The organism is Brachyspira murdochii DSM 12563 (assembly GCF_000092845.1).
In the GTDB taxonomy this organism is placed as follows: domain Bacteria; phylum Spirochaetota; class Brachyspiria; order Brachyspirales; family Brachyspiraceae; genus Brachyspira; species Brachyspira murdochii.
Genome location: NC_014150.1, coordinates 3,142,752 through 3,155,810, shown reverse-complemented (window position 1 = coordinate 3,155,810; position 13,059 = coordinate 3,142,752). Strand labels below are relative to the sequence as shown.

Here is a 13,059-nt window from a genome sequence, read left to right as displayed (position 1 = left end):
GATAAACTTCAAATTAAACAGCTTTAATTTACATATTAATAAGTAGATTTTATAAAAAATAATATATTTTTAGCTTGACTAAGAATGTTTTTTTTATATAATGTATATTATAAAAATATATCTCTGGAGTTTTATAATGGAAGAATTAAATAAAGATAATTTTGATGAAAAAGTTATTAATTCAAAGGATTTATGTTTAGTAGACTATTTTGGCGATACTTGCGAACCTTGTAAAGCATTAATGCCTCATGTTCATGAATTAGCTAAAGAATATGAAGGAAAAGTTCCATTCTATTCTTTTAATACTTCTAAAGCTAGAAGATTAGCTATTCGTGAAAAAATATTAGGTCTTCCTACAATAGCTGTTTATAAAGATGGTGCTAAAGTTAAAGAAGTTACTAAAGAAGAAGCTACTATAGAAAATATTAAAGCTATGGTAGACAGTATGCTATAATTATTTTAATTATTAACTTATATTTTAGAATTTAATAAAGGGGCTTTTTATAAGTCCCTTTTTTATTTTTTATCAAAATCGTATCTATATATTGACTGTTATTACTATTAAGTATATAATCTGAAAAATATATCAATAATAAATCAATAATAAAAAATGAATTAAATATGAAAAAAATCATTATATTAATATCCCTTACAATATTATTAATAACTTCATGTCAAACTGTAAATATTGCAGTGCCATATAAATTAAGAACAATGCTTATAAAAAATATGGAAGAAGACAGAAGCCTAAATCCATTATACAGAGAGTTCAGAGCGGCATGGTTTTCTACTGTTGCTAATATAGATTGGCCTATAAAGGGCGGAAGCGAAAATGAACAGAAAAAACTTATTATAAAACATTTAAATACATTATATGAAAATAATTTTAATGCTGTATTTGTGCAGGTAAAACCAGATGCTGGTGTAATATTTCCATCAAAGATTAATCCTACAACAAGATATTTTTTTGGTACAGCTTCAAGCGATGAAAAAGACGAATACCCTTTCAAAACTGATATGCTTAAGTTTATAATAGATGAGGCACATAAAAGAAATTTAGAAGTTCATGCATGGTTTAATCCATATAGAATGTCTTTAACTTATGATACAAACAAAACTTATGAAGAACAATTTTCTAAAAAGAACTTTATTCATACATATGTATCTAATAATCTTAAGCCTATACATTGGTATGATAACAGAATATATTTAGATCCCGGTGAGCCTATAAGTTCAAAATATATAATAGATTCTGTTATTGAAGTAGTTGAGAATTATGATGTTGACGGCATACACTTTGACGATTATTTTTATCAAAATGCTGCAGGAGGTAAAACATATAAGGATTGGCCTGATAGAATAAGTGCAGAAAAATACGGTGAAAAAAGCGGATACGATATTAATAATACATCTTATGATGATTATGGTGTAAATGGGCTTTATGCTTGGAGAAGAGATAATATAAACAGACTTGTAAGTGATTTATACAAAGAAATAAAATCAAGAAAGCCTTATGTAAAATGGACTATATCCCCCGCAGGAGTTTGGAGAAATAATACAAAGCTTTCTGAATATATAGGAAGCAAATATGGAAGTGCTACACAATCATATAATCCTAATTTTGATGCTCTGCATGCTGATGTTTTATTGTGGCTTCTTAACGGAGAAAAGACATCTTCATTAGAAAATGCTTCAGATAAAGACGGTTTAAACAGAATGTATATTGATGCTGTAATACCGCAAGTGTATTGGAGTTCTTATCATAAAACAGCACCTTTTGATACTATAGTAAAATGGTGGGTTAATGAATATAAAAAAGCAAGAGCAACAAATACTGCTGATTTATATATAGGTCATGCACTATATAAAATGGGAAGAGAAACTAATACCGAACCTTGGCAGAATATAGAACTTATCTCTGAACAAATAGATTATATAAGAAAAATAGGAATAAACTCTATAAAAGGCTCATCTTTTTTTACTATGCATAGTATGTATAAAAAAGATAGAGACAGCGGAGATTTTGGAAACTTAGCATTAAAATATATAAAAGAAAATAATTATATATTCAAAGCAATAGTACCTACTATGAATACAATGAAAAATATGAGTGAAGCTCCTATTAAATTAGAAAATCCTTCTATAAAAAAGGTTTTCGGAGGCATAGAAATATCATTTACAGACCCTAACGAATACAAAACTGATAAATACGGACATGTATTACCTTCTATATCATCATATTATGTTATATACAGAGAAACTGTAGGTGAAAGCGGTATAGAATTGATAGACAAAATAAGAAGAACAAATTTTAATACCAACTCTAAAATAGTATATAAAGATAAAACTGCAACATCAAAAAAGACTTACATATATTACATTACAGCACTTGACAGAATACATAATGAAAGTGAATATTTAAAAATAATAAATGATTAATTTGACAAATACAATTATTATTAATATAATTATAATATGGTATTAGAAAATTTATACTACACAGAATTCTATAAAAATCATTGGCTTAAATATGGTATTTTGTTTGAAGATGAATATTTCCAAAAAGAAAAGAAAACTATATTAAATGATGATTATTATATAATTCATAAAAAATACACCGGATTTATTCATAATAAGGATATTATAGGATATGACAGAACCTTGTATAAAAAAGATGAATTAATATATAATTATAAAAGTGATGATTCGCGTATGTATAAAATAATAAAACATACTGATAATTATTTTATATTTAATAGAGATTTATCTGGTTTTTCAATATTAGATTTAAATAATCAAAATAACATATTCAATTTTTATCATAATAAACCATTATATAATAATAATCAGCTTAATGGCATTTGGGTTTTTATAGACTTTGAATATTATAATAATCAAATACTTTTCTATGGATTTTATATAACCAAAGAAGAGAATGGAGCATATAAAAGAATATTTGATTATATGCTGTACAGCTTTTCTAATAATATATTTAAAAGCCAAAACTATATTAATATAGTTAGTATAAGACAATTAATATTCGATAAATATAATCATAATTTGTATTTTACATATAATGCATACTTCAAAGAAGATAGTATAATAATAGAAGATTCATTTAATAACAAAACATTTGCTCTAAAATATAATAATTTTTAATGTAAAAAAGTAATTATATATTCTTGTTATATAAAAATTATAAAGTATAATATATTATATTAAGTTTAGGGGTTATTATTATGATAGATTTTAATGTTGTTGAGTTTAAAAAAGACTCTGCTGTATTCGTGGCAGGGGAAAATTCAGGCGATGTGTTTTATATAATTAAAGAAGGAACTATAATAGATAAAAATTATGTCATAGAAAATACAAATTTTGAGTTTACAAGAGGTGATATAATAGGTATAGTTCCGGCTATATTATCAGAACCTTATTACTCTACTGCTATTGCTGTAACAGATGCAACATTAATAGAAATACATATAAAAGATATATATAATATCGAAGATAGCAAAATAATAGAAAGTATATATAAACACTTAATAAAATTTATGGAAATATGGCTTGGAAAATATTTTCATAAATTGGCAGAAACATTAAATATAGAAAATTACAGAGAAAATAATGCTTTTGAAATAGCAGAAATATATGAAAAAAATAGCTTTAAATCTGCAGCTCTTTATATGTATAAAAAAATAATAGAAATGTTCCCAGATAGAGATCATAGTGAAGTAAATAATAAAATATTATCGATAGAAAGAAATGAAAAAATAGAAGCTCCTTTACAAATAAACCATAATTTATTTGAATATAAGTCTGGAAGCTGTATATTCTCTGAATTAGAAAGCAACACTGAACTTTATGTAATAAGAGACGGAAAAGTAGGCGTATATAGCGTATTTGACGGAAGGCTCATAACAAGAATTATATTCCAAAGCGGAAATATCATAGGATACAAACCTATACTAGGCAACAAATTTCTTCTTACAACCTGCATAGTATTAGAAGATACTGTTTTACAGATAGTCAATAAAGAAGATTTTTTGAAACTCGCATCTACAAATACAAAACTACAGTATCATTTAGTAAACATTATGGCTAGAAGAATATACAATACAGTTATAAAAAGCTACAGCATAAGCATAAAAAGCAGAGTTGGTAAATTTTATAATATGATATATTCATTTGCAAAAACAGCATTATTGTTTGATAAAAATGCTGAATTTTTAGAACTTCCATATACAGCTAATGATATATGTGCTATGGTTGGAATTGAAAATGCAGATTATATAAAATCAGAAATGAATAAAACGAAAGTAATATTATTTTCAAGAGAAGGCAAAATAATTATTCCAAATGTACAGAACTTCTTTAATGAGTATAATATGTATAGAAAAAGAAACTCCACTTCAAATATAATAGAATGATTTTTTATGAAATTATTTATATTTTTAATACATAGTTAAATATTAATTTTTTAATATTGACATAATTATCCTTTATATTATAATGACCGCCTAATAATAGTGAAGTCTAAAAAATAATAGTGTTTTTTATAGGAGTATTATGTCTAAATATGATATCATCAAATTTAATAAAGATGATATTATTATAAAGTCTGGGGAAAAACCCTCAAATTATTTTTATATAATTACTAAAGGTAAAACCTTATGTTATAATGATTTTTATAAATCTTATAAATATAACAGCGAAAAAGGAAGTATTTTAGGACTAGTCTCTTCTGTTATAGATGAACCGTATTTTTCCAATATAGAAGTAATAGAGGAAACAGAAGTTATAAAAATAAAAACAGACAGTATAATTAATATCAATAATGAAGAATTATTATATAAAATATATGATTATCTCTATCTCGTTTTAGAAACTTGGCTTAGCAAATATTATACAATTCTAGCTAAAAATAAAGTGGATTTGTATAATAAAGATGACATTTTGACTATGATAGAAATTTACAAAAATAATGGTTATACAGATGTTGTTTATAAAATGGCTGAAAAATATTTGCAGATATTTCCTGATAATAATGACATAGACGAGATAAAAAAAATATTAAATAATATAAAACCATCTGAAAAACCTAAACATATAGGAGGAACATCTTTTAAATTTAAAAAAGGATACTGCTTATATTCAGAAATTGATCCTGCAAACCATATCTACATAATTACATCAGGTAAAATTGGTATCTATAGTATATTAAATAAAAAACAAATTATTAGAAGTGTTTATTCAAACGGATATATTATCAATGGATATCCGCCATCTCTTGAATATAAGCCTCTCTTAACTACTGCTGTAATTCTTGAAGATGCTGTCATCGAGATTATAAGCAAAAAAGATTTGGTAAAGATGATAGACAAAGATAGGGCATTGAGAATGGATTTTATAAAAATGGCTGCTATGAAAGTTTATAATGCTGTATTAAAAATTAAATCTATCAATACAAAAGAATTAAATAAAAAACTAATAATTATTATTTATTCTATAATAAAAATGGAAACATTATTTTGCAAAGATATGAAAACATTAAAATTATTATATAAAATAGATGATATAAAAAATATGCTTAATATAAATAATTCTGATAAAGATATATATTCACAATTACAAAATATAAAATATATAGAAATAGACAATTTAAAAAACATAAAAGTATCAGATGTTATAAATTATATAAAAAAATACAAAAATTATATATTTTAGTTGACATAATTTGTCTAAGTATTATAATTTAATTGTAAATATTTTATACGTGTATTAAGTATATGGATAAATACAAATTAGTAAAATATACAAAAGGAACCGTTATATTTAGAAACGGAGAAGAAGCAAAAGATTATTTCTATATAATATCTAGAGGAAAAATATTATCCTGCAATACTTTTTGTGATAATTTTACAATAAAATATAATGAAGGCGGAATTATAGGTATAATTCAATCTGTAACAGGAGAGCCTTACTATTCTACATCTGAAACAGCAGAAGATTGTGAATTGTGGCAAATAAAAACAGAAAATATTAATAGGTTAAATAATAAACATTTAATAAATAAAATATCAAATTATCTATCTTTTATATTGGAAAGGTGGCTTAGCAAATACTATTCGATAATTACTAAAAATAAAATAGATCTTTATAACAAAGATGATATATTAACTATGGCAAGCATTTATAAAGAAGGCGGATTTATAGATGCAAGCTATAAACTTTGCAAAGCATATTTAAATTCATTTAAAGAAAATATCAATATTGATAAAGTGAACAATTTTATAAAATCTTTAACTCCAGCTAAAAAACCTGAATACATCAAAAAAAATTTATTAAAAATAACAAAAGGATACTGTCTATACAGTGAATTAGAAATCAGTAATTACATATATTATATAAAATCTGGAAAGTTAGGAGTATACAATATAATTAATGGTAAATATATCACAAGAGCTGTATATACATCAGGATATATTATAAACGGATATAGTCCCGTATTGGAGTATAAGCCGCTCCTCACAACTGTAATAGCTTTAGAGGATTCTGTCATAGAAATTATAAATCAAGATGAACTTATAAAGAACCTATATAGTAATGCAGAGCTTAGAATTAAATTTATAAAAATGATTTCAATAAAAATTATAAGTACAGTATTAAAAATTAAGGCTGTAAAAAAAGAAAATATAAGACATAAATTCATATTAATTATATACTCTATATTAAAAATAGAAACATTATTTTCTATGCCTGAATATTTAAAACTATTATATAAAATAGATGATATAAAAAATATGCTTAACTTAGATATAGAAAATGAAATAATATATTCTGAATTAAAAAAAATTAAATATATAGAATTAGATTCTTTAAACAGCATCATAGTAATAGATATAGTAAATTATTTTAAAGAATATGAAGATTATACAAAATAATAATTTCTACTATTATTAGTGATAAAGCCTATCAATTTTTATTGTTGACATAATTATATTGTACATTTTAATAATATATTAAATATAACAGAGAAAAATGGAACAGTATAATAAAGTAAAATTTAAAAAATCAGATATCATATTTAAAGACGGAGAAGAACCTGAAAAATATTTCTATATAATAGTTAAAGGAAAAGCTGCTGCATATAATAAATTTTATGAGACACATATAAATTATTATAAAGAAGGAGATATAATAGGTTTAATCTCAGCAATAACAGGCGAACCATACTACTCAACAGTTGAAGTAATAGAAGATGTAGAACTTTTACATATAAAAGTGGAAAATCTTACCAAAATAGATAATTATAATTTAATAGATAAAATTTCAAATTATTTTTCTTATATATTAGAAAGCTGGCTAAGCAAATATTATACTATGATAACCAAAAATAAAGCAGACTTATATAATAAAGAAGATATATTAACTATGGCAAATATCTATAATGATAATAATTTTTCAGATGCCGCGTATAAAATATGTTCAAGCTGTATAAGACTATTTGAAGATGATTCTCATATAAATAGTGCTAAAAAATTAATGCTGCATACAAAACCTGCAGATAAGCCGCAAAAAATAAGAGAAAATATTTATAAAGTAAAAAAAGGATACTGTATATATTCTGAACTTGAACCAAGCAGTAATATATATATTATTAAATCTGGTAAAATAGGAATATACAGCATAGTAAATTCAAAACAAACTGTAAGACTGATTTATCCCTCCGGCTATATCATAAACTGCTACAGACCTGTTTTGGAATATAAAGCACTATTCACAACAGCTATAGTACTTGAAGATTCTATAATAGAAGTTTTAAAAAAAGAAAACTTAATGAACATAATAAATACAGATACAGAGTTCAAAGCTAATTATATAAAAATTACAGCGACAAAAATCAACAGTGCTATTTTAAAAATTAAAGCTATCAACACAAAAGAATTGAATATAAAATTAATGATATTAATATACTCCATTCTAAAAATAGAAACACTATTTAATAAAACCAAATATGTTAATCTCCCTTATAAAATAGAAGATTTAAAGAACATGCTGAATATAGAATATAGCAATAAGGAAATATGCACGGCACTCAATAAAATAAAATATTTGGAGCTTGATTCTTTTAATGCTATAAGAATATCTAATTTTCAAAGTTATTTTGAAGAATACAAAAAATATACGGTTTAAGCAATATTTTTAATAAACTGCTAACAGAATAAAATATAATATGCAAAACCGCAAAAATATTAAGAACATAATATTTTTAGTAATGTATTAAATTTTCTTGTTTTTTTTCAAAAAATAATTATAATTAAAAGTAGTAAAATAATAAATATAAATATTATAAAATGAATAATTATAAAACTTCAAAATTTCCAAAAAATTATTTAATCTATGAAGAAGGTAACTACCCTAAAGATGTATTTTATATAATAACCAGAGGAAAAGCTAAATCATATTCAAGCAATTCAAAAAATTATGACAGAGAATATGATGTAGGCTTTATTGCGGGGCTTATGAATTTAGCAACCAATGAGCCTTATTTTGTAACAATAGAAACAACTGAAGAAACAGAAGTAATAGAAATGAATCTCTCAGATGTTAAAAATTTGACAAATACAGATTTAATAAAAAAAATATATGATTATTTAAACTCTACACTTGAAACTTGGCTTTCTAAATATTATAGTAATTTGGTCAAAAACAAACTGGATTTGTATTATAAAGAAAGCATATTTGTTATAGCAGAAATATATAAAAAAAATGAACTTTATGATGCTGCTTATAAATTATATGATGAGTATATAAAGGAATTTGATTATACTGAAGATGTGGAAAGCGTAAAAATAGAATTATCAAAATTAGAACCTATGCCTCCGCCTAAAAAATTCAGCGATAATATATATTTATATATGAAAGGCAGCTGTCTTTATACTGAATTAAAACCAAGTAATTCTTTATACATAATAATGTCTGGAAAAATAGGTGTTTATAATGCTATTAACGGAAATCTTTTATTAAGAGAAGCATATAGCAAAAATTACATACTAGACGGATACGGTCCAAAGTCTGATTATAAACCTCTATTAACTTCAGCAATAGCATTAGAAACATCGTATGTAAAAACTTTACAAAAAGAAGAGTTTTTAGAAATGATTATTAAAGATAAGCAATTAAGATCATACAATATAAAAATGATGTCTGTAAAAATTATTAATGTATTATATAAAATAAGGGCAATAGAAGAAGAAAATATAACTTTAAAATTATTTATAATAATATCTACTATATTAAAAATAGAAATTTTATTTGAAGAATCAGAAAGCATACTGTTGTATCATACAATAGACGATATGAAAAACTCAGTGAATAATATATCTGAAAATGATATTCTTAATAATTTAAGAAAAATTAAATCTGTAGAAATTGTAAAAGATAAATACATAAAGATAACTAATATAAATAATTTTTTCAAAGAATATCACGAATATCAAAAAAATAATTATTGACATACTCTATAAATGTATTAAAATATTGTCAAACTATATATGGATTGACTATGTTAAATTATAATACTATTAAATTCAATAAATCAGCTACTATTTTTATAGAAGGTCAGGAACCTAAATATACATTCTTTATAATAAAGAAAGGAAGTGTTATTGTATACAGTTATTTTGCTGATAATTATACTATAGAGTATAAAGAAGGAGAAATTATAGGATTATTTAATGCTGTTTTAAATGAACCTTATTTTTCAACAGTTAAAGCTTTAGAAGATGTAGAAGTAATAGAAATGAATATCAATGAAATAGAAAAAATCGATAATGTAAGTCTTATTAATAAGATATATGATTATCTTTTAATTAATATAGAAAGATGGCTCAACAGGTATTATTATTTTCTAAATAAAGAAAACAATCCATATTACAACAGTCACAGAAATAGAATGAGTAATATCAATATAATAGAAATGTGTAAAATATATTCTAAAAATGGATTTAAAGATGCTGCCTATAAACTATATAAAAAATACGCTGAATTATATCCAAATAACGATGATAAAATAAAAGAACTTAACAATCTATTTGGTAATATAAAACCTATAGAAGAAGCAGAAAATATTGAAGACAATATATACAAATATAAGAAAGGAACTTGTATTTATACAGAACTTCAGGCGAGTGATTATCTATATGTTATAAAGTACGGACAGATTGGAGTGTATAATATATTTGATAATAAACAAGTTACAAGAAGAGTACTCTCTACAAATGATGTTCTTAACGGATATTCGCCGCTTTCAAAAAATAAATTACTTTTAACAACAGCAATAGTGCTTCATGACTCAATAGTAGAATTAATAAAAAAAGAAGATGCGGTTAATTTGGTACAGTCAGACAGAAATCTCAGATTATATTTTGTAAAAGTAATGAGCATGAGAATATACGGTACAATATCAAGAATAAGGGCATTTAAAGCGAATAATATAGTAAGTAAATTTGTAATTATTATAGAAGCATTAATAAAAAATGAATTATTATTTAAAAGCGTAAGCAGAATAAGTTTTCAATATAATATAAATGATATATGTTCTATGATAGGTATAGAATACAGACCAAATATAGAAGATGATTTGAAAAAAATAAAGGCATTAAATATACTAGACGGCGGTTATTTAGTAGTTAATAATGTAGATGAGTTTTATAAAGAATATGATATATACAAACAAAGAAACTCATATAAAATAGAAAATAATAATTAAATAACAAAATGTGCCAAATATTCTATATTACCTTTAGAACCTTTTATAGGGGATACTGTTCTGTCTATCTCTTTAAATCCGGAGTTAGTAATCCTATCAATAGCATTATTGACTATTTTATCTCTTAAAATATCGTCTTTAATAATGCCGCCTTTTGATACATCTCCGCGTTCTGCTTCAAACTGCGGTTTTATTAAACTAACCCAAAACTCTAAATCATTTAATTCTTTAAATATTACAGGTGCTATTTTAGAAACTGATATAAAAGAAACATCGCTTACCACAACAGAAGGTATTTCATCATTAAACATTTCTCTTTTAATATCTTTAGCATTAAAATCTTCTATAGAAACTACCCTACTGTCAGAACGAAGTTTATAAACGAGCTGATTATGCCCAACATCTAAAGCATAAACTTTTTTAGCCCCATAACGGAGTAAACAATCTGTAAAACCTCCAGTAGATGCACCAATATCTAAACATATTTTATTTTCTACTGATATATCAAATACAGAAAACGCCTTTTCAAGTTTATCACCAGCCCTAGATACATATTTTATATTTTGAATTACTTCTATATTATCTGTATCTTTTATTTTTTGAGCCTTAGCAGTTACCTTTACTCCGTTTACAAATACACAGCCAGCAAGTATTATATCCTGTGCTTTAGACCTGCTTTCTGTGTATCCCTCTTTATAAACATATTCATCTAATCTCATATTATACAAAAATATAATATTATTCTAGTCCAAAAAAAGATTTTATTATATAAAGTGAATTTCTTTCTTTATCTCTTGTATTAATTTTTAATATCATTTGAGTATGATTACTTTCTAATATATTAGAAGTAAAATAAATAGATTCAAATGCCTCTGTATAGTCATCACCTACTCCATACAAGGATAAATTAGGATCAAACTCTAAATATAAAGACATAGTATTATTTTTTGCCAAATCAAGTTTATCAGAAGATATTGATGAAGCTGGAAGCTCTCCATTAATAATAGAATCTATAATATCAGAATTGCTTGAAATATATAATATAGAATCTTTTATATAACATAAATATCCGCCAATAGTATAAATATCATCAGCAGAATCTTCTGATAAAGCATCAAGTATTATTTCAACAGAACTTGCATCGGTTATAGAAACAGAAGCAAGTATATTAGGGTCTGTATTATTATCAGGGTTATCCCATACAGACACAAATATATCTCCTCCTAAAAGTTCTATAAACTTATAAGCATCAATGCCATATTCTTCCAAAATTTTTAATTCTTCTTCAAATGGAAGATTATTTATATCTACCATAATATTTCTCATATGATTTGCAAGCTCCTTACTGTTGAATGCCAAAGAAAGAAAGCCGTAATTATTTTCACCATTAGCAAAACTGTATATATTATCAGCTAATTGTTTTTTTAAAAGAGAGGCATCATAAGGATAATTAGGGGTATAGCTATCAACCATTATATTTGCTTCGCCATTATTAAAATTAACTTTTGAAGTGAGAATTGCATCTTTATAACTATCTCTTGGTATGCCGTCATAACTTCTTCCAAATAAGAATCTAGCAAAATCAGAAGTATCATCAGCTAATACTGATAAATTAGCCCAAACAGAAGCATCATTAGTTTCATTTTCTAATGATAAAAAAGTTTCATTATCCAAAGGTGTGTTATTAATAAATATATAATTAGCTATATTTGTTATATCATCTTTATTTAATTCTTCATTATACCAATAATTATCTTTTAATTTCAAACTAATTGTAAATACTTCATTGTTCCAAGATATTAAATTATATTCATCTAAAGCTAAATATCTGTATGCAGCATTGTCAGCTATAGAAACAAGTTTATCTTCTTGGCTAGACATTTTAATCATCAATTTATCAAGCTCAGTAATATCTTTTACATCAAGCATTATAGACATTTGCTGATATCCATTGAAGAAAACCACTCTTGCTGTTTTAGAAAAGTCAATATAATCATTTAATCTATTAGTCATAACCTCAGCTACAAACTCATCATCTCTGTATTCTAAATATCTGTCAGCATATTTCTGCATAAACCATTTATTTAAAAGATCCTGCAAATTAATTTCAGATTTTTGTGCCAATGTATCTGCATTTAAGGAAAAAACGCTGTCAGCATTGTTAGGTATATATTTTTTATCTACAGCATATATAAATGTGCTAAATATCAATAAAAATAATGCCGCTAATACTACTCTCTTCATAATGAATGGCTCCTTCAAAAGTTATATTATTACCTATAACATAT

The 13,059-nt window shown here is 24.4% G+C and carries 11 protein-coding genes; 9 read left to right on the top strand and 2 right to left on the bottom strand.

The window, feature by feature from the left end:
- Positions 1-136 precede the first annotated feature (136 nt).
- From trxA to BMUR_RS13850, 9 genes are all read left to right on the top strand, one after another.
- Positions 137-454, top strand: coding sequence for a thioredoxin TrxA (gene trxA / locus BMUR_RS13890; RefSeq protein ID WP_013115179.1), 318 nt, complete (start codon positions 137-139; stop codon positions 452-454).
- Between the two features lie 167 nt (positions 455-621).
- Complete coding sequence (locus tag BMUR_RS13885) at positions 622-2,439, top strand: glycoside hydrolase family 10 protein (RefSeq protein WP_013115178.1); 1,818 nt, start codon at positions 622-624, stop codon at positions 2,437-2,439.
- Positions 2,440-2,475: 36 nt separating this feature from the next.
- Positions 2,476-3,159: a hypothetical protein gene (locus tag BMUR_RS13880; RefSeq protein WP_013115177.1), complete on the top strand. Its 684-nt coding sequence runs from the start codon at positions 2,476-2,478 to the stop codon at positions 3,157-3,159.
- Between the two features lie 80 nt (positions 3,160-3,239).
- Positions 3,240-4,427, top strand: a complete 1,188-nt coding sequence (locus BMUR_RS13875; RefSeq protein WP_013115176.1) for a cyclic nucleotide-binding domain-containing protein — start codon at positions 3,240-3,242, stop codon at positions 4,425-4,427.
- A 139-nt stretch (positions 4,428-4,566) separates the two neighbouring features.
- On the top strand, positions 4,567-5,724 hold the full coding sequence (locus BMUR_RS13870; RefSeq protein WP_013115175.1) for a cyclic nucleotide-binding domain-containing protein: 1,158 nt from the start codon (positions 4,567-4,569) through the stop codon (positions 5,722-5,724).
- Positions 5,725-5,786: 62 nt separating this feature from the next.
- Complete coding sequence (locus BMUR_RS13865; RefSeq protein ID WP_013115174.1) at positions 5,787-6,941, top strand: cyclic nucleotide-binding domain-containing protein; 1,155 nt, start codon at positions 5,787-5,789, stop codon at positions 6,939-6,941.
- 97 nt (positions 6,942-7,038) lie between these two features.
- Positions 7,039-8,193 carry a cyclic nucleotide-binding domain-containing protein gene (locus tag BMUR_RS13860; RefSeq protein WP_013115173.1) on the top strand — a complete coding sequence of 385 codons (1,155 nt, stop codon included), beginning with the start codon at positions 7,039-7,041 and terminating at the stop codon, positions 8,191-8,193.
- A 161-nt stretch (positions 8,194-8,354) separates the two neighbouring features.
- Positions 8,355-9,515 carry a cyclic nucleotide-binding domain-containing protein gene (locus tag BMUR_RS13855; protein WP_013115172.1) on the top strand — a complete coding sequence of 387 codons (1,161 nt, stop codon included), beginning with the start codon at positions 8,355-8,357 and terminating at the stop codon, positions 9,513-9,515.
- Positions 9,516-9,565: 50 nt separating this feature from the next.
- Positions 9,566-10,771 (top strand): cyclic nucleotide-binding domain-containing protein, encoded by a 1,206-nt coding sequence (locus tag BMUR_RS13850; protein ID WP_013115171.1) that lies wholly within the window; start codon positions 9,566-9,568, stop codon positions 10,769-10,771.
- On the opposite strand, the gene BMUR_RS13845 is transcribed toward BMUR_RS13850, so the two are convergent.
- Positions 10,768-11,490: a TlyA family RNA methyltransferase gene (locus BMUR_RS13845; protein ID WP_013115170.1), complete on the bottom strand. Its 723-nt coding sequence runs from the start codon at positions 11,488-11,490 to the stop codon at positions 10,768-10,770. The genes BMUR_RS13850 and BMUR_RS13845 overlap by 4 nt on opposite strands.
- Before the next feature lie 19 nt (positions 11,491-11,509).
- On the bottom strand, positions 11,510-13,015 hold the full coding sequence (locus tag BMUR_RS13840) for a DUF4836 family protein (RefSeq protein WP_013115169.1): 1,506 nt from the start codon (positions 13,013-13,015) through the stop codon (positions 11,510-11,512).
- Between the last annotated feature and the right edge of the window lie 44 nt (positions 13,016-13,059).

Excerpts from the sequence above, each read along its gene's own strand:
- BMUR_RS13865 (WP_013115174.1), top strand. The coding sequence starts at position 5,787 with ATGGATAAATACAAATTAGTAAAATATACAAAAGGAACCGTTATATTT.
- BMUR_RS13855 (WP_013115172.1), top strand. The coding sequence starts at position 8,355 with ATGAATAATTATAAAACTTCAAAATTTCCAAAAAATTATTTAATCTAT.
- BMUR_RS13880 (WP_013115177.1), top strand. The coding sequence starts at position 2,476 with ATGGTATTAGAAAATTTATACTACACAGAATTCTATAAAAATCATTGG.
- BMUR_RS13845 (WP_013115170.1), bottom strand. The coding sequence starts at position 11,490 with ATGAGATTAGATGAATATGTTTATAAAGAGGGATACACAGAAAGCAGG.
- BMUR_RS13840 (WP_013115169.1), bottom strand. The coding sequence starts at position 13,015 with ATGAAGAGAGTAGTATTAGCGGCATTATTTTTATTGATATTTAGCACA.
- BMUR_RS13875 (WP_013115176.1), top strand. The coding sequence starts at position 3,240 with ATGATAGATTTTAATGTTGTTGAGTTTAAAAAAGACTCTGCTGTATTC.
- BMUR_RS13850 (WP_013115171.1), top strand. The coding sequence starts at position 9,566 with ATGTTAAATTATAATACTATTAAATTCAATAAATCAGCTACTATTTTT.
- BMUR_RS13885 (WP_013115178.1), top strand. The coding sequence starts at position 622 with ATGAAAAAAATCATTATATTAATATCCCTTACAATATTATTAATAACT.
- trxA (WP_013115179.1), top strand. The coding sequence starts at position 137 with ATGGAAGAATTAAATAAAGATAATTTTGATGAAAAAGTTATTAATTCA.
- BMUR_RS13860 (WP_013115173.1), top strand. The coding sequence starts at position 7,039 with ATGGAACAGTATAATAAAGTAAAATTTAAAAAATCAGATATCATATTT.
- BMUR_RS13870 (WP_013115175.1), top strand. The coding sequence starts at position 4,567 with ATGTCTAAATATGATATCATCAAATTTAATAAAGATGATATTATTATA.